This window comes from Rhodovulum sp. PH10 (genome assembly GCF_000293785.1).
In the GTDB taxonomy this organism is placed as follows: Bacteria; Pseudomonadota; Alphaproteobacteria; order Rhizobiales; family Xanthobacteraceae; genus Rhodoplanes.
On record NZ_AKZI01000012.1, the window covers coordinates 1 to 16811 of the forward strand.

At 70.2% G+C, this 16811-nt stretch carries 20 protein-coding genes, 1 tRNA gene and 1 riboswitch; of the genes, 10 read left to right on the forward strand and 11 right to left on the reverse strand.

Annotated features, from left to right (window positions below; translation table 11 throughout):
- Window positions 1-73: 73 nt before the first annotated feature.
- A complete protein-coding gene (locus A33M_RS02850; RefSeq protein ID WP_008383259.1) occupies window positions 74-1192 on the reverse strand; it encodes a site-2 protease family protein in 1119 nt (372 codons plus the stop codon).
- A gap of 184 nt (window positions 1193-1376) precedes the next feature.
- Between A33M_RS02850 and A33M_RS02855 the strand changes: the two genes are divergently transcribed.
- From A33M_RS02855 to A33M_RS02870, 4 genes are all read left to right on the forward strand, one after another.
- Window positions 1377-1688 (forward strand): 4a-hydroxytetrahydrobiopterin dehydratase, encoded by a 312-nt coding sequence (locus tag A33M_RS02855; protein WP_008383260.1) that lies wholly within the window; start codon window positions 1377-1379, stop codon window positions 1686-1688.
- Window positions 1689-1836: 148 nt separating this feature from the next.
- The gene (locus A33M_RS02860; protein ID WP_083850276.1) at window positions 1837-2250 is read left to right on the forward strand and encodes a YkvA family protein; all 414 of its coding nucleotides are present in this window, start codon (window positions 1837-1839) and stop codon (window positions 2248-2250) included.
- Between the two features lie 139 nt (window positions 2251-2389).
- Window positions 2390-3061, forward strand: coding sequence for an invasion associated locus B family protein (locus A33M_RS02865; protein WP_008383267.1), 672 nt, complete (start codon window positions 2390-2392; stop codon window positions 3059-3061).
- A 238-nt stretch (window positions 3062-3299) separates the two neighbouring features.
- Entirely contained in the window at window positions 3300-3911 is a 612-nt protein-coding gene (locus A33M_RS02870) for a hypothetical protein (protein ID WP_008383269.1), read from the forward strand.
- A 10-nt stretch (window positions 3912-3921) separates the two neighbouring features.
- Here the strand turns inward: A33M_RS02870 and A33M_RS02875 are convergent, their stop codons facing one another.
- Window positions 3922-5220, reverse strand: coding sequence for a hemolysin family protein (locus A33M_RS02875; protein WP_008383270.1), 1299 nt, complete (start codon window positions 5218-5220; stop codon window positions 3922-3924).
- A gap of 167 nt (window positions 5221-5387) precedes the next feature.
- Here A33M_RS02875 and A33M_RS02880 point away from each other — a divergent pair, with 167 nt between their 5' ends.
- A complete protein-coding gene (locus tag A33M_RS02880; RefSeq protein ID WP_040619071.1) occupies window positions 5388-6569 on the forward strand; it encodes a pyridoxal phosphate-dependent aminotransferase in 1182 nt (393 codons plus the stop codon).
- A gap of 55 nt (window positions 6570-6624) precedes the next feature.
- On the opposite strand, the gene A33M_RS02885 is transcribed toward A33M_RS02880, so the two are convergent.
- Window positions 6625-7551, reverse strand: coding sequence for a sugar kinase (locus tag A33M_RS02885; protein WP_008383274.1), 927 nt, complete (start codon window positions 7549-7551; stop codon window positions 6625-6627).
- 168 nt (window positions 7552-7719) lie between these two features.
- Window positions 7720-7798: riboswitch (Fluoride riboswitch) on the forward strand.
- Between the two features lie 70 nt (window positions 7799-7868).
- Here A33M_RS02885 and crcB point away from each other — a divergent pair.
- The 5 genes from crcB to A33M_RS02910 all read left to right on the forward strand — a co-directional run bounded on the left by crcB (window position 7869) and on the right by A33M_RS02910 (window position 10953).
- On the forward strand, window positions 7869-8264 hold the full coding sequence (crcB, locus tag A33M_RS02890) for a fluoride efflux transporter CrcB (protein ID WP_008383276.1): 396 nt from the start codon (window positions 7869-7871) through the stop codon (window positions 8262-8264).
- A 3-nt stretch (window positions 8265-8267) separates the two neighbouring features.
- Window positions 8268-8636 carry a DUF190 domain-containing protein gene (locus A33M_RS02895; protein ID WP_237718257.1) on the forward strand — a complete coding sequence of 123 codons (369 nt, stop codon included), beginning with the start codon at window positions 8268-8270 and terminating at the stop codon, window positions 8634-8636.
- Window positions 8637-8867: 231 nt separating this feature from the next.
- Window positions 8868-9113 carry a DUF378 domain-containing protein gene (locus tag A33M_RS02900; RefSeq protein WP_008383281.1) on the forward strand — a complete coding sequence of 82 codons (246 nt, stop codon included), beginning with the start codon at window positions 8868-8870 and terminating at the stop codon, window positions 9111-9113.
- 252 nt (window positions 9114-9365) lie between these two features.
- Window positions 9366-10499, forward strand: coding sequence for an SDR family oxidoreductase (locus tag A33M_RS02905; RefSeq protein WP_052026818.1), 1134 nt, complete (start codon window positions 9366-9368; stop codon window positions 10497-10499).
- Between the two features lie 379 nt (window positions 10500-10878).
- Window positions 10879-10953: transfer RNA gene (locus tag A33M_RS02910), tRNA-Thr, on the forward strand.
- A gap of 101 nt (window positions 10954-11054) precedes the next feature.
- On the opposite strand, the gene arsB is transcribed toward A33M_RS02910, so the two are convergent.
- The 8 genes from arsB to A33M_RS02950 all read right to left on the reverse strand — a co-directional run bounded on the left by arsB (window position 11055) and on the right by A33M_RS02950 (window position 16785).
- The gene (gene arsB, locus A33M_RS02915; RefSeq protein ID WP_008383286.1) at window positions 11055-12164 is read right to left on the reverse strand and encodes an ACR3 family arsenite efflux transporter; all 1110 of its coding nucleotides are present in this window, start codon (window positions 12162-12164) and stop codon (window positions 11055-11057) included.
- A 20-nt stretch (window positions 12165-12184) separates the two neighbouring features.
- Window positions 12185-12709: an arsenate reductase ArsC gene (locus A33M_RS02920; protein ID WP_008383288.1), complete on the reverse strand. Its 525-nt coding sequence runs from the start codon at window positions 12707-12709 to the stop codon at window positions 12185-12187.
- On the reverse strand, window positions 12693-13058 hold the full coding sequence (locus A33M_RS02925; protein ID WP_008383290.1) for an ArsR/SmtB family transcription factor: 366 nt from the start codon (window positions 13056-13058) through the stop codon (window positions 12693-12695). The genes A33M_RS02920 and A33M_RS02925 overlap by 17 nt, the downstream gene beginning before the upstream one ends.
- Before the next feature lie 74 nt (window positions 13059-13132).
- Window positions 13133-13369, reverse strand: a complete 237-nt coding sequence (locus A33M_RS02930; protein WP_008383292.1) for a thioredoxin family protein — start codon at window positions 13367-13369, stop codon at window positions 13133-13135.
- A 37-nt stretch (window positions 13370-13406) separates the two neighbouring features.
- Complete coding sequence (locus A33M_RS02935) at window positions 13407-14456, reverse strand: permease (RefSeq protein WP_008383293.1); 1050 nt, start codon at window positions 14454-14456, stop codon at window positions 13407-13409.
- A complete protein-coding gene (locus tag A33M_RS02940) occupies window positions 14453-14752 on the reverse strand; it encodes an ArsR/SmtB family transcription factor (protein ID WP_008383296.1) in 300 nt (99 codons plus the stop codon). The genes A33M_RS02935 and A33M_RS02940 overlap by 4 nt, the downstream gene beginning before the upstream one ends.
- 111 nt (window positions 14753-14863) lie before the next feature.
- Window positions 14864-15763: a ParB/RepB/Spo0J family partition protein gene (locus tag A33M_RS02945; RefSeq protein ID WP_008383297.1), complete on the reverse strand. Its 900-nt coding sequence runs from the start codon at window positions 15761-15763 to the stop codon at window positions 14864-14866.
- 173 nt (window positions 15764-15936) lie between these two features.
- On the reverse strand, window positions 15937-16785 hold the full coding sequence (locus tag A33M_RS02950) for a ParA family protein (protein ID WP_040619073.1): 849 nt from the start codon (window positions 16783-16785) through the stop codon (window positions 15937-15939).
- Window positions 16786-16811: the final 26 nt, after the last annotated feature.

Here is a 16811-nt window from a genome sequence, read left to right on the forward strand (position 1 = left end):
CGCCTCGATCGGCTCCTGCCGGATCGGCGAAAGCGGCTCCGGCGCAGCCCCGTCGGAGTTCCCAAACGGGCTCTTAGGCGTCCGCCGCGCGGCCCCAGGGGCCGATGCGCGTGTTCTTCGGCAGGGCGTCGCGCACCATCAGCATCTCGCCGACGGTTTCCGAGGTGACGAGGCCGATCAGCCGGTGCGAGGCGTCGACCACGCCGACCGCCGGCTTCTGCTTCTCCTGCAGCATGCGAAACGCGTGCTCGAGCCGGCCGCGATGGCTCATGATCGGGATCTCCGTCGTCATCACCTCGGCGACCACCGCTTGCGGGCCGACATTCTTCAAGGCCCTGATCATGTCGGCGCGGCTGAGCACGCCGACCAGGCGCCCGGCCGGATCGACCACCGGAAACTCCTGCTGGCTGGTGCGCAGAAGCGTCTCGATCGCCGCCTCGATCGGCTCGTCGGGGGCGAGCGTCGCATAGGACGTGATCATCGCCGCCGACACCGGCACGTCGCGCGACATCGCCCGGATGGCGACCAGCTGCGCCTCCGAGGAGGCGGCGAGATAGACGAAGATCGCGATGAAGATCAGGATCGGGTTGCCGAACAGCCCGAGAAAGCCGAACGCGAAGGCGGTGAACTGGCCGATCGTCGCGGCGATCTCGGTCGCCCGCACGTGACCCAATCTGATCGCCAAGAGCGCGCGCAGCACCCGTCCGCCGTCCATCGGAAACGCCGGGATCAGGTTGAACAGCACCAGAAAGACGTTCACCGCGGCCAGCCGATCGAGCATCGACACCCGCGTGCTCTCGACCGCGACCAGATCGTTCGCCGCCCCGTGCGCCCCCAAAAGCACGATCAGCACCGCGGCGATCACCACGTTCACCATCGGCCCGGCGATCGCGACCAGAAATTCTTCCGCCGGCTTCTCCGGGATGCGCTCGAGCCGCGCGACACCGCCGATCGGCAACAGCGTGACGTCGGGCGTGCGCACGCCGAAGCGGCGGGCGACGGCGATGTGACCGAACTCGTGGGCGAGCACGCAGGCGAACAGGAGGATCATGAAGGCGAGGCCGTTCCACGCCGCGGCCGGGCCGCCCTGCACCCAGCTCGCGCCGAAAATCCAGGCGAGAAAGAGCACGAAGGTGAGATGAATGCGGACCGCGGTGCCCGCGATGGTGCCGATATTGACCGACCACGACATGGGAAAAATCCTCCGCGGCGACCCGATGCGAGCCCCGAGCGTTTCCTTCGAGAGGTGCGGATTCCGGCCGAGTTCCGTGAAGCCGTCGGGCGCTCCGCTCAAGAGTCACGAACCGGAGATAGGATCGGCCCGATCCACCCACCAGACGCGACCCCGTGTCGCGACCGTTCGCGAGGAGGACCGCATGATCGATCGCCTGACCCCGGAGCGCCGCAAGGTGGCGCTCGCCGCCCTGCCCGGCTGGGAGGATCTTTCCAAGCGCGGCGAGGCGCCGCGCGACGCCATCGCGAAAACCTTCGGCTTCGCCGACTTCAACGCGGCGTTCGGCTTCATGGCGCGGGTGGCGCTGGTCGCCGAAAAGCTCGACCACCATCCCGAATGGACCAACGTCTACAAGACGGTGGCGGTGACGCTCTCGACCCACGAGGCGGGCGGCGTCACCGAGCGCGACGTCACGCTCGCGGCGGCGATGGAAAAGATCGCCGGCGGCCGATAGCGCGCCGCGCCGTGCGGCCCGACGGCTCGCCCCGGCGGCGGACCCTGGGCGGCGAACCCTGGGCGGCGGACCCTGGGCGGCTTGCGAAGCGGCCGCCCGCGCATATTCTTTCTCCTGGAACGAGCGGGACGCAACCGAGGGGCGAACGATGATCAGGGCTTGGGAGTTTGCACGCGGATCGGCAGGCACCGGGACGGAACCGGCCAGCGCTGCGCCGGCGGACGACCTCGTTGCCCGCGCGGCGCGCGACGAGGCGACGGTGCGGGCGGAGTTCTGGCCGAAAATCCGGCGCTTCGCCGCCCGGCTGCCGTTCGCCGAGGATCTGCTCGCCGCCTATTACTGCGCGTTCGACCGCGACACGCCGCGCCACGTGCGGATCGCGATTCTCGGCGCGCTCGCCTATTTCGTGCTGCCGACCGACCTGGTTCCCGACTTCGTCGCCGGCCTCGGCTTCACCGACGACGCCGCCGTGCTCGCCACCGTGCTGAAATTGTTCTTCTCCCACGTCTCTCCGGAGCATCGCGAGGCCGCTCGCCACGCGCTCGACGAATTGGCACGCTAAGCGCCGACCATCGATTCGGCTCGCCGGCGCCCCGCCGGTGTCCCCGGCCGGTTCGGTCTAGGCGCCCCGGCGGGGTTGCGGTACCATGCTGCGATTCCCTGGGAAAATTTTCGGTTGGAGAATGGGATAACAAGTCCGGATGGATTTCGCACGAGACCCGAAGACACGACACTCCGAGTTCCTTTCCGGCCGGCTGACGCCGGCTGTCGACACGACTCTCGGCCGGCTGACGCCGGGTGTCGATACGACTCTCGGCCGGCTGACGCCGGCCCTGCCGGTGGCGCTGCTGGCGCTCGGCATGGTGAGCACGATCGCGATCGAGGCGTCGGCGGCCCCCGTGGTGCGGCTGGCGCAGGCGGGCAACAGCCAGCCCAAGCTGATCGGGCAGTACGAGAACTGGGGTGCCTACACGGCGACTCCGGGCGGCAAGAAGGTGTGCTTCGCGCTGTCGAAGCCGGTCAAGGCGGAGACCGATCCGCCCAACCGGCCGCGTGATCCGCCCTATCTGTTCGTGTCGACCCGGCCGGCGGAGAACGTCAAGGACGAGGTGTCGGTGATCTTCGGCTACGGGCTGAAGCCGGACGCCGACGCGACCATCACCATCGGCGGCTCGACCTTCGACCTCTACACCCAGGGCGACGGCGGCTGGACCAAGAACGTCGCCGAGGAGTCGCGGCTGGTCGAGGCGATGCGGCGCGGCGCCGATGCGACCGTGAAGGGCGTGTCGAGCCGCGGCACCACCACCACCGACCAGTACTCGCTGATGGGCGTCTCTCAGGCGCTCGACAAGGCCGCGGCCGAGTGCCGCTGACGCCGCGCCGCCAACGGATGCGCCGACCGCCGCGGCGGTGAGCGCGTGGCGGTGAGCGCGTGGCGGTGAGCGCGTGGCGGTGAAAGGGTGGCTGTGAAAGGGTGGCGGTGCTCGGGCCGGCGCGCTCGCCGGTCCGTTCGTTCGCGCAGGAACGGCCACACAGGAACGGTCACACGCGCCTCGCGTTGCTTTTCGACGACCGCCGGTGGCGGCGCCGGAGAGCAACGGGAGGCGAGCCATGCGAGCCGGAACGGACATCACCGGAACGACCATCGCGGGGCTCGCGGCGTCGGTGGTGGCTCTCGCCGCGGCGGCCGGGCTCGCCGGGCCTCTGCCGGCCACGGCACAGACGGCGCGCGAGCAGACTTCGGGCGCACGAATGCCGGGCGGACAAATTCCGGGCGGCATCGCCGCTCGTGCGTCGCTCGACGATCCCGGCTGGGTGCGCTTTTCCGGCGACGGCGGCACGCGGGTCGATCTGCCGGCGGCGATCTTTCCGGTGAGGGCGGGTCCGGCCCGGCGCGGCGACGGCATCGAGCTGCGCTCGGCCGACGGCCGCGCCCGGATGATGATCTACACCGAGGAGAATGCCCGCGGGGTGACGCCCGCCGGCTTCCTGCGCCGCACGTTGCGGGTGCCGCGGGACGAGCTGGTCTATCGCCGGGTCACCGGCCGGTTCTTCGCGGTCTCCGGCTTTGCCGGCAGCGACATCTATTACAGCCGGTGCAATTTTCCCCGCCGCGCCGCGGGCCGGATGCACTGCGTCTATCTCGCCTATCCGGCCGCGGAGAAACGCGCCTGGGACGGCATCGTCACCCGCATCAGCCGGTCGCTCGCCGGCACCGGCTGAACCGCCCGCCTCACCCGGCCTTCGCCGCCGGCGTGAACAAGAGCTTGTCGACCCGCCGGTTGTCCATGTCGACCACCTCCACCCGCCAGCCCTCGATGTCGAAGGTGTCGCCTTCGGTCGGGATGCGGGCGAGCGTCTCGAGCGCGAGCCCGGCCGCGGTGTGGAACTCGCCCTCGGGGCGCGAGGGCAGGTCGAGCCGGTCGGCGAGCTCGTCGATCGCCACCCGGCCGTCGACCAGGAACGAGCCGTCCGGCCGCGCGACGATGTCGTCCGGGTTGGGGTCGTGCTCCTCCGGGATGTCGCCCGCGATCGCCCGCAGCACGTCGTGCAGGGTGACGAGGCCGAGAAAGTCGCCGTACTCGTCGACCACGAACGCGAGATGCAGCGGCGCGGTGCGGAACATCTCCAGCATCCGCAGCACGGTGATGCTCTCCGGCACGTAGAGCGGCTCGCGCAGATGCGGCTCCACCGCGAGGCCGCGCCCGGCCATCAGGTCGCCGAGCAAGTCCTTCTTCTGGACGACGCCGAGCGGCCGGCCGAGGTCGCCGTCGCGGGCCACCACGATGCGGGAGAACGGCGAGTCGGCGACGTCGCGGGCGACCTCGTCGGGCTCGTCGTCGAGATCGATCCAGGAGACGTCGGGCCGCGGCGTCATGATGGCGGCGACCGGGCGGTCGGCGAGCGCCAGCACGCCGCCGATCATCTGCCGCTCGACCTCGGCGATCGCCCCGGCCTCGGTGCCCTCCTTGACGGTGTAGAGAACCTCCTCCTCGGTGACGCCGTTGCGGTTGCGCTCGCGAATGCCGAGGAGCTTCAGGAGAAGCGTCGAGGACCGCTCGAGCAGGAACACGAACGGGCCGAACACGGTCTGAACGAGCCGCAGCGGCCCGGTGATCCGGCGGGCGATCGTCTCCGGTGCGGACAGCGCGATCTGCTTGGGCACCAGCTCGCCGAGCACCACCGACAGGCCGGTGACGATCACCACCACCAGGCCGACCGCGATCTGGTCGGCATAGAGCGCGAGCCCCGGCACCGCCTCCAGCAGCGGCGCGAGCCGCGGCCCGAGCGTCGCGCCGCCGAACGCGCCCGACAGGATCCCGATCAGGGTGATGCCGACCTGCACCGCGGACAGGAAGCCGCCCGGATCGTCGGCCAGCCGAAGCGCCTGCGCGGCGCCCGGCAATCCCTCCTCCGCCATCTGCTGCAGCCGGATGCGGCGCGACGACACCACCGCGAGCTCGGCCATCGCGAAGAAGCCGTTGAGAAGGAAGAGCGCGAGCAGGATGGCGATCTCGACCAGCGGGTTCATGTCCGCACCCCCGCATTGCGGAACGCGAGAGGTACACGGCCGGGCTGGCCTGCGCCCACCGCATGGCCTCGGTGATCCGCCTCGAAACGGCTTTCCACTATCGTCTCCCTCGAAGTCGTGCCGACCCGCCGGCCGAATCGGCCGCCGGCAGCCATCAGGAGACGAGAATGCTCGATACCGTCGCGAGTTTCGACCGCATCGGCGAGGAGAATGCCTTCGCGGTGCTCGCCCGCGCCACCGCCCTCGCCGCCACCGGCCGCGACGTCGTCAATCTCGGCATCGGCCAGCCCGACTTCAAAACCCCGGCGCACATCGTCGAGGCCGCAGTGAAGGCGCTGCGCGACGGCCACCACGGCTACACCCCGGCGGTCGGCATCCTGCCGCTGCGCGAGGCGGTGACCGCCGATCTCCACGCCCGCTTCGGCGTCTCGGTGTCGCCCGAGGAGGTGATGATCATGCCCGGCGGCAAGCCGACCATGTTCATGTCCATCCTGATGTTCGGCCAGCCCGGCGTCGACATCCTCTATCCCGACCCCGGCTTTCCGATCTATCGCTCGATGATCGAGTTCACCGGCGCCCGGCCGGTGCCGGTGCCGATCCGCGAGGAGAACGGCTTCGCCTTCTCCGCCGAGGAGACGCTCGGCCTGATCACCCCGCAGACCCGCCTCCTGATCGTCAACTCGCCGGCCAACCCGACCGGCGGCGTCACCCCCAAGGCGGAGGTCGACAAGCTGGTCGCCGGCCTCGCCAAGTGGCCGAACGTCGCGGTGATGTCGGACGAGATTTACGATCACATGCTCTATGATGGCGAGACCCATGTCTGCCTGCTGACCTATCCGGAGATCCGCGACCGGCTGATTCTGCTCAACGGCTGGTCGAAGACCTATGCGATGACCGGCTGGCGGCTCGGCTACGCGGTGTGGCCCGGCAAGCTCTACGACAACGCCCGCAAGCTCGCGGTGAACCTCTATTCCTGCGTCAACGCGGCGACCCAGTATGCCGGCATCGCCGCGCTGACCGGGCCGCAGGACGCGACGGTGGCCATGGTCGAGGAGTTCGACCGCCGCCGGAAGATCGTGGTCGACGGGCTGAACAAACTCCCCGGCGTCTCCTGCGCCACGCCCAAGGGCGCGTTCTACGCCTTCCCCAACGTCTCGCGCACCGGCTGGAAGGCGAAGCCGCTCGCCGCGGCACTGCTCGAGGAGACCGGCGTCGCGCTGATCGGCGGCCCCGATTTCGGCGTCTGCGGCGAAGGCTATGTGCGGCTCTCCTATGCGGCCTCGACCGAGGAGATCGAGACCGCCCTCGGCCGGATGGGCGACTTCCTGGCGCGTCACCCCAAGGCGTGACGAAGCGTGACCGGCGACGACGGCGGCTGCGGCCACCGTCGTTTTGCCGGTCCCCTCAATGCATCACGGTTTCCGTGCGCGGGACGATCGCCCCGCGGTGGCGGATCACGTCCGCCGCCAGCCGGTGGGCGAGGCCTGCGGCCTCCAGCGGCGGCCGGCCGGCGAGGCGGGCGGCGAGATAGCCGGCATTGAAGCCGTCGCCGGCGGCGGTGCGGTCGACCGGCACCACGATCTCCGGCACCGGCACGTGCTCCTTGCGCTCGGCGGTGGCGAGCAGCGCCCCCTTCGAGCCGTTCTTGACGACGATCTCGCCGATCCCGAACGCCTGCAGCCGCGCGATGGTGGTCTCCGGGCTCGGATCGCCCCACAGCAGCGCCTCGTCCTCGAAGGTCGGCAGCGCGAGGTCGACCCGCTTCAGGGCCTCCATGTAGACGGCACGCGTCCGCCCCAGATCACCGTTCCACCCGCGGGCGCGAAAATTGCCGTCGAACACCACGCGGGTGCCGTTCTTGCGGGCGAGCTCGACCACCGCCAGGAAGCGGCCGAGCCCGGTGTTGGAGTAGAGCGACAAGGTGATGCCGGAGAAATAGATCAGCCGGGCGCCCATCAAGCCTTCGGCGATCGTCGCCCAGTCGGCGGCGTCGAACAGCTCGCGGGCCGGCGCCCCCTCGCGCCAGGCATGGACGATCTGCGCGCCGTCCGGCCCGGTGTCGGCGATGTAGACGCCCGGCAGCCGGCCGGGCCGGCGCAGCATCAGGTCGCCGGCGACGCTTTCGGCGGCGGCGAGCGCGAAAATGCGGTCGGAATAGAGATCGTCGCCGAGCGCAGTCGCGTGCGCGACCGGCACGCCGGCGCGGGCGAGATAGATCGCGGTGTTGAAGGCATCTCCGCCGCAGGACAGGCCGAACCGGCCGTCGGCGCCGCGGGCGAGCTCGATCATCACCTCGCCGACGGTGACGACGCGGGTGCGGGTTTCGTTCATCGAAAAGCCTCCGGGTCGGCGTGTCGGCATCGCGAGGGGGACGATAGGCCCCCGCCCCCGCTCTTGTCGACCCGCGGGGCGGTGTCGACTCACCACCTCCCACCACCGCTGCATGGAGGCGGCGCGCTCCGACGGGATTGACCGGTGCGGCATGCTGCCGCTAGGTTTTCGCCCGATGGGGATGGAGTCCCCCGACAACCGCCTCGCCCGGTCGTCCGGTTCCGAGGCTGACGACTCCTGCCGCGCCGAGCGGCGGGAATCCGTCCCGAACCGCCCGCGGGCGGTTTTTTGTTGTCGTGTTCGTTCGGGATGGAACGATGGCTTATCTCTGGATCGCGGTCGGCAGCGCGCTCGGCGGCATGGGCCGCTTCTTCTGCTCGGGGCTGGTCGCCCGCCTGATCGGCGAGACGTTTCCCTGGGGTACCTTCACGGTCAACGTGGTCGGCTCGTTCGTGATCGGCTTCGTCGCGACCCTCACCGGCCCCGACGGCCGGCTCCTGGTCGGCACCCCGGCGCGCCAGTTCGTGATGGTCGGCGTGTGCGGCGGCTTCACCACCTTCTCCTCGTTCAGCCTGCAGACGCTCGACCTGATGCGCGACGGCCAGTGGCTGTCGGCCGGCGGCAACGTGGTCGGTTCGGTGCTACTGTGCCTGATCGCGGTGTGGGCGGGCGCGGCGCTGGCCGCGACCATCAACACGATGCGGTGGATTTGACCCATGACGTCAGGGGACGACACCATGAAGCTTCCCCGCGATGCCGTTCTGCTCCGCGTCTTCATCGGCGAGGACGACAAGTTCGAGAAGCGCCCGCTCTACGAGGCGATCGTGCTGAAGGCGCGCGAAGCGGGGCTCGCCGGCGCCACCGTGCTGCGCGGGCCGATCGGTTACGGCCACTCCTCGACGCTGCACACGACGAAGATTCTCCGCCTCTCGGCCGACTTGCCGATGGTGATCGAGCTGATCGACACGCCCGAGAAGATCGACGCCTTCCTGCCGACCCTCGACGCGATGATGCCGTCCGGGCTGGTGACGATCGAGAAGGTGCAGGTTCTGCAATACGGCGAGAGCCGCAACGGCAAGGCTTGACGCGGCGCCGCCGTCTCTCGTCGCCGTGCCTCGCCGTCCCTGGCCGCCGCGCGTCGGCGCGCGTCGGCGCGCGCGATCGAGGACCGGGACTGCATTCCCCGTTCGGGAAAACTATCGTCATGTCGTTGTGACGACACACGAAATCGTTGCCGCTGTGTCGGGCGACGCACAGGAACAACGCGCGCCGTCGGCCTTTCTCCCCGCGACTGTGTTTCAACGGGAGATCCTGACATGAAGGCCATCAACCTGATCACCTTGATCCTGATCATCGTCGGCGGAATCAACTGGGGCTTGGTCGGCCTGTTCGAGTTCAATCTGGTCGACGCGATCTTCGGCGCCGATTTTGCCCGCGTGATCTACGTGATCGTCGGCCTGTCGGCGCTGTGGCAGCTCGTGCCGTTCGCGACCGCGTTCAAGGTCGACGAGCCCGTCGCCCAGAGCGGCTATCGGCCGGGCGTCGGCCGCGGGGCCGAGTGATACGGTTTCCGGCTGAACGGCTCGGGTTCTCACCCTCTCCCGTGGGGAGAGGGTCGGCGAGCGCAGCTCGCCGGGCCAAGGGGCGTGTGCGCCAGTAATTTGCTCGAGGTCCCCCTCACCCGGACCGCTTCGCGGTCCGACCTCTCCCCGGCAGGGAGAGGTGGAGGCCGTGCCGCGGCCGATGGTCCGAGTTGATCATTCGGAAACAGTATGACGCGCCGGAAACGGTCAATCGGAAGACGGAGAGACGGAATGACAGCGGACACGAGCGACGCCTCGGGTCGGGACGCCTCGCGTCGAGACGCCTCGCGTCGGGTGGTGGTCGGTGGCGGCATCGCCACCGGCCTGCTTGCCGCCCTCGACGGCCCCGCCTCGGCGCAGAATTCGGGGGCGCAGAATTCGGGATCGTCGGGCTCGACGGGAGCCGGCGGGTCGGGCACTGCCGGGTCGGGCACTGCCGGCTCGGCGTCGAACGGGGGCGCCGGCGGCGCGCATGCCGGGTCGTCCGGGCTGCTCGCCCCGCAGGACGCCTATCCGCGCCCGCCGTTTCCACGCCAGGAGCAGGACTGGCCGGGGCTCGCGCAACGGATGGAGCCGCAGCCCGACCACGGCGAGGAGAGCTACCGCGGATCCGGCCGGCTCCGAGGCCGCCGTGCGCTGATCACCGGCGGCGATTCCGGCATCGGCCGGGCGGCGGCGATCGCCTATGCGCGCGAGGGCGCCGACGTCGCGTTCAACTATCTGCCGGTCGAGCAGCCGGATGCCGACGACGTGGTGAAGCTGATCCGCGACGCCGGCCGCAAGGCGGTGCCGCTGCCGGGCGACATCCGCGACGAAGCGTTCTGCAGGCAGCTCGTGTCGGACGCGGTGAGCGGTCTCGGCGGGCTCGACATCCTGGTCAACAACGCCGCCCGCCAGCACGCCGCGCCGTCGATCACCGAGATCTCGTCGGACGCGTTCGACTGGACGCTGAAGACCAATCTCTACGCGATGTTCTGGATCACCAAGGCGGCGCTCGAGCATTTGCCGGCCGGGGCGGCGATCATCAACACCACCTCGGTGGTGGCCTACGATCCGCCGAAGGATCTGCTCGACTACGCCACCACCAAGGGCGGCATCATGGTGTTCACCAAGGCGCTCGCCAAGCAGCTCGCCGAGCGCGGCATCCGCGTCAACGGCGTGGCGCCCGGCCCGATCTGGACCCCGCTGCAGCCTTCGGGCGGCCAGCCGCCGGAGGAGATCCCCCGGTTCGGCGCCTCCACCCCGCTCGGCCGGCCGGGCCAGCCGGTCGAGCTCGCGCCGCTCTATGTCGCGCTGGCGGCGGAGACGTCGAGCTACTCGACCGGCCAAATCTTCGGCGCCACCGGCGGCAGCGGCGGCCCCTGAGCGGACGCCGGCCGGCGGGAATCAGGGCGGCGGCATGCTCTGCGGCCACGGCCGAGACCGGGGCCGCGGGCATCCCTGCCGCGCCGGGCCGCGAATCATGGTCGTCGCACGCCGATCCGGCCTGCGGCGGCCTTCCGCGTCGCCGCCCCGAAGGAAGACGCGTGGAACCCGAAGCCGCGTGGAAGACGCCCGCGGCGGCCTTCCGCCGCCACGGGAAGGCGGATCGACCTTGCCTGCAGCGCACCGCCACCACGGGAGCACGGTCACCGAGACCGCGCGCCGATTGGGGACCGCCGCATCTCGGCTTGCGCCGTGCCGCGCCTTGTGGCAAGGAACCCGCGTTCCGCGCCGCACCGCTCGGTGTCGCGCCGCGGCGGTCGCTGCCGTAGCTCAGTGGTAGAGCACTCCCTTGGTAAGGGAGAGGTCGTCAGTTCAATCCTGACCGGCAGCACCAGCGCTTTCCTCCCGATCCTTGCCACGCGCATCCGTATGACCTGTCCGGCCGTCGGTCACGCACGGGACGGGCACGACGCGTGGCGGAGGCGGCTGCGGCCGTCAGGAGCGCCGGGCGGAGACCGGGCGCGAGGCAATGCGGGGCCGCTCGTACCAACCCTTCGTCGCGCCGACGATCTTCACCACCGACAGCATCACCGGCACCTCGATCAGCACGCCGACCACGGTCGCGAGGGCTGCGCCGGAGGTGAAGCCGAACAGGCCGATCGCGGCGGCGACCGCCAGCTCGAAAAAGTTCGAGGCGCCGATCAGGGCCGAGGGTGAGGCGACGCAGTGGGCTTCTCCCGCGGCGCGGTTGAGGAGATAAGCGAGCCCCGCGTTGAAGTAGACCTGCACCAGGATCGGCACGGCCAATAGCGCAATGACGAGAGGCTGAGCGATGATCTGCTCGCCCTGGAAGCCGAACAGGAGCACGAGGGTCGCGAGCAGCGCGACGAGCGACAAGGGCTGAAGCCGGCCGAGCAGCCGTGCCAGCGCCGCCGACTCGTCGGCCGACTCGTCGGCCGGCCCGCCGGCCGGCTTGCCGGTCTCACCACCCCCCGTCGCGAGAACCCGCCGCCGAATCATCTGGGCGACGATCACCGGCACCACGATGTACAAGACCACCGACAGAACCAGCGTGCCCCACGGCACGGTGATCGACGACAGCCCGAGCAGCAGGCCTACGAGCGGCGCGAAGGCAAAGACCATGATCACGTCGTTGAGCGCGACCTGGCTCAGGGTGAAGTGCGGCTCGCCGTCGGACAGGTTGCTCCACACGAACACCATGGCGGTGCAGGGCGCGGCGGCGAGCAGGATCAGGCCGGCGATGTAGCCGTCGATCTGATCCGCCGGCAGCAGCGGACGAAACAGCCAGCCGATGAACAGCCAGCCGAGCAGCGCCATCGAGAACGGCTTGACCGCCCAGTTGACGAACAGCGTGACGCCGATGCCGCGCCAGTGCTCCTTCACCCGGCCGAGCGCGGAAAAATCGATCTTCATCAGCATCGGCACGATCATCAGCCAGATCAGCACGGCGACCGGCAGGTTCACCCGCGCGATCTCCATGCCGCCGAGGACGTGGAAGACGCCGGGCATCGTCTGGCCGAGCGCGATGCCGGCGACGATGCACAGCGCGACCCACACGGAGAGATACCGCTCGAACCTGCTCATGCCGACGTCTCCGACCGGCCTCACGCGACCCGCGGGCGTGGCGTGGTGGCGCCCTCGATGCGGCCGATCTCGCGCAGCTTTCCGCCGAGCGCCAGCGCGTCGAGCGAGCCGATCGGCAATGCCGTGAAGAGAGCGATCCGCCGCTGCAGATATTTGAAGGCGGTGACGAAGGCGCGGATCCTCTCCATCTCCGAGCCCGTGACGGCGGCCGGATCCTCGATCCCCCAATGCGCGGTGATCGGCTGGCCGGGCCACACCGGGCAGGGCTCGCCGGCGGCATCGTCGCACACCGTGAAGACGAAGTGCATTTTCGGCGCGTCGTCGCCGGCGAACTCGCTCCAGCTCTTGGAGCGCAAGCCCTCGGTCGGGTAGCCGCAGTCGGCGAGCACCTTCAAAGCGAGCGGGTTCACCCGGCCGGCCGGCCGCGAGCCGGCGGAGAAAGTACGGAAGCGCCCGGCGCCGTCCTGGCGCAAGATGCTCTCGGCGATGATCGAGCGGGCGGAATTGCCGGTGCAGAGAAACAGCACGTTACAGGGGTCGGCCATCGGCGGGCTCCTCGGCGGGACAGCACGGGACGAGATCGGCGATCAGCGGGGCGCACAGTTCTTGGCGACCGCCGCAGCAATCCTTCAGCAGAAACAGCACCACCTCGCGCAGCCGATCGAGGTTTGCGCGATAGACGATCGAGCGGCCGTGCCGCTGCGATTCGACCAAGCCCGCGCGGCCGAGCACCGACAGGTGGGCCGACAGCGTGTTGGCCGGCACGCCGAGCGCCTCCGCCACCGTTCCGGCCGGCAGCCCGTGCGGCGCGTGCCTAACGAGCAGGCGAAACACCTCGAGCCGCGTCGCCTGGGACAGTGCCGCGAGGGCGTCGATCGCCTGTAACGTTTCCATAGTTCTAGAATAATGGAAACGATACCTCGGCGCAAGCCCCACCCGGCCAGGTCGGCCCGGTCGGGCTTGCGGCGTCAGGCCGACAGCCAGCGCCGCACGTCGTCGGGCTTCGGCAGTCCGCCGGCATGCACCACCGTGCCGTCGATCACCACGCCCGGCGTCGCGGCGATGCCGTAGCCGGCGATCGCGGCGTAGTCGGTGACCTTCTCGATCGTCACCGCGACACCCAGCGCCTCGGCCTCCTTCTGCACCATCTCGGCGGTCGCGGTGCAACGCTTGCAGCCGGGCCCCAGCACTTTTACGACCTTCATCTGACGACCTTCCTCGTCCCGTCCCCACGTTCTGCCGTCATGGACCGAACAACGCGTTGAACAAGAAGCCGACGGCGAGGATGCCGAGGCCGACCACCCCGACGAACACCGCGATCAGCCGCAGCGTGAGCACCTTGCGCAAGATCACGAGCTCCGGCAGCGACAGCGCGGTGACGCTCATCATGAAGGCGAGCGCGGTGCCGAGCGCGGCGCCCTTGCCGAGCAAGGCCTCGACCACCGGCACGATGCCGGCGGCGTTGGCGTACATCGGAATGCCGATCACCACCGCGGCCGGCACCGACCACCAGGCGTCGCGCCCCATCGCCGCGGCGAGCAGGTCGGCCGGCGCAAAGCCGTGAATGCCGGCGCCGAGCGCGATGCCGGCGACCACCCAAATCCACACCCGCCCGACGATCTCCCGCACCGCCTCGGTGCCGGCGTCGATCCGGTCGGCGAGACCTGGCGACGCCGCCGCGACGCCGACCGGGGCGGTGCGCAGCTCGCGCACCCAACGCTCGAGCCAGGCTTCGAGGTTCAGCCGCCCGATCACCAGCCCGGCGACGATCGCGACGCCGAGGCCGAAGCCGAGATAGGTCAGCGCCACCTTCCAGCCGACCAGCGCCCACAACAGGCCGAGCGCCACCTCGTTGACCATGGGTGCGGCGATCAGGAACGAGAAGGTGACGCCGAGCGGCACCCCGGCGCCGACGAAGCCGATGAACAGCGGCACCGCCGAGCAGGAGCAGAACGGCGTCAGCACGCCGAGTGCTGCGGCAGCGACGTTGCCGGTGCCGAGACGGCGGCCGGCGAGCAGCGCACGGGTGCGCTCGGGCGAGAAGAAGCTGCGCACCACGCCCATCGCGAACACGACGAGCGTCAGCAGCAGAAGCACCTTCGGGGTGTCGTAGAGGAAGAAGGCAACCGCCCGGCCGAGGCCGCTTTTCGGATCGAGCGGGAGGGATGCCGCCAGCGTCTCCGACAGGGCGGGAAGCGCGGCGTAGAGGGCGACCCACGCGGCCAGCACACCCGCGGTCGCGGCGAGCTTCCTCGCGAGCGCCCGGTCCGGGTGTGGCGAAGCGAGGGTCATGCGGCGGCGCTCCGCGCCTCGGTATCGGACAGCGCCACGGCGGCATCGACCAACGCGGCGACCTCCGCCGGCAGATCGGGGCGGCGGCGATAGCGCACCCATTGGGCATCGCGCCGGCCGATGACGAGGCCGGCCGCCTCCAGCACCGCCATGTGGCGCGACATGCGCGACTGGGTGGCGCCGATGGTGCGCATCAGCTCGCACACGCAGTGCTCCCGCCCGTCCCACAGGAGGCGGACGGCGGCGAGGCGGGTCGGCTCGGCGAGCGCGGCGAGGATTCGGATCGGGTCGGCCATGCGACCGCTATGCGCCAATGCGCATATGCGGTCAAGCGATCATATGGGCGCGGCTGCCCCGCCTGCCCCCGACGGCCCACTGGCGCCCCGACGCACCCGAGGAATAAAGGCTCACACCGCCTCGAGCCGCCGCAACACCTCGTCGAGCTGGTCGAGATCCGCGTAGCGGATGTGCATGGTGCCCGCCTCGCCCTCGTGATCGATGGTGACGCGCAGGCCGAGCGTGTCGGACAGCCGCTTCTCGAGCGCGCGGGTATTGGCGTCCTTCGGCTTCGGCGGCGCCTTCGGCTTCGGCCCGGGCCGCGGGCCGTCGCCGTCCTTGCGCACCAAATCCTCGACCTGCCGCACATTGAGGCCGCGGGCGACGATCTCGTTCGCGAGCTTTTCGGCATCCGGCTCGCCGACCAGCATGCGGGCGTGCCCTGCGGTGAGCTTTCCGGCGCTCAGAAGCGTCTTCACGCCCTCGGGCAGCTTCAGCAGGCGCAGCGTGTTGGCGACGTGACTGCGGCTCTTGCCGACCGTCTTGGCGACGTCCTCCTGCGCGTAGGAGAAGCTGTCGAGCAGCGCCTGATAGCCCATCGCCTCCTCGAGCGGGTCGAGGTCGGCGCGCTGCACGTTCTCGATGATCGCGAGCTCGAGCGCCTGGCTGTCGGTGACGTCGAGCACCACCACCGGCACGTCGTGCAGCCCGGCGCGCTGCGAGGCGCGCCAGCGCCGCTCGCCGGCGATGATCTCGTAAGACTCGCTCGCGCCCTTGACCGGCCGCACGGCGATCGGCTGGATCAGCCCGCGCGCGGCGATCGAGGCGGCGAGCTCGTCGAGCTCGGCCTCGGCAAACGTGCGGCGCGGGTTGCGCGGATTGGGGCGCAGAAACTCGATCGGCACCTTTCGCGTGCCGCGCACGCGCTCGGCGGACGCCGCCGACCCCGACCCCGCGGCTCCCGGATCGACGTCGCCGATCAGCGCGGCAAGGCCGCGCCCGAGGCGCGAGCGCGGGGCGTCTTCGGCCATGGCACGATCTCCAGACGGTCTCTTCATCACCACGACGAGCTTCTCATACCAAGTATAAAGACGAGCCGGCGCGATGCCGCCAGCTTTATATACAAACTACGGCCCATGCTGTCCGGCCCCGCACCCGACCGCGCGCGGCGGGACGCCCCGCTCGCGGCGCGCGGCAGGAAACGCTAGCCGGCGAGCCGCTCGGTCAGCTCCTTCTCGCGCTGGATCACCTCGGTGGCGAGCCGGAGATAGGCCTCGCTGCCGGCGCATTTGAGGTCGTAGACCAGCACCGGCTTGCCGTAGGACGGCGCCTCCGAGACGCGGACATTGCGCGGGATGACCGTGTTGTAGACCTTTCCGCCCATATAGTCGCGCACGTCGGCGACCACCTGGGCCGACAAATTGTTGCGCGCATCGTACATGGTCAGCACCACCCCGTGGATGGTGAGGTCCGGATTGAGGGTCGACTTCACCTGCTCGACGGTCTCGAGAAGCTGGGTCAGCCCCTCGAGCGCGAAGAACTCGCACTGCAGCGGCACCACGATCGCGTTCGCCGCCGCCATCGCGTTGACGGTGAGGAGATTGAGCGAGGGCGGACAGTCGACCAGGACATAAGTGAACCCGTTCGGCCCGCTCGCCAGGTCGCGCACGGCGTTGCGCAGGCGAAACGCCCGGTCGCGCGTCTGGCCGATCTCGAGCTCCACGCCCGCGAGGTCGAGGGTCGAGGGCGCGAGCCACAGATGCGGCACCGAGGTCGGCACCACCACGTCAGCGAGCGGCGCGTCGCCGATCAGCACGTCGTAGGTCGAGGCGCTGCGGTTCCGCCGATCGATGCCGAGGCCGGTCGAGGCATTGCCCTGCGGGTCGAGGTCGAGCACCAGCACCCGCTCGCCGCTGGCGGCGAGCGCGGTGCCGAGATTGATGGCGGTGGTGGTCTTGCCGACGCCGCCCTTCTGGTTGGCGACCGCGAGCACGCGGGGACGGCGGCCGGCGGCCGGCGCCTCGCCGGGGAACGGCACCACATCCGTGGACATGTCCGACATCTCGGTCGCTTCCGGTT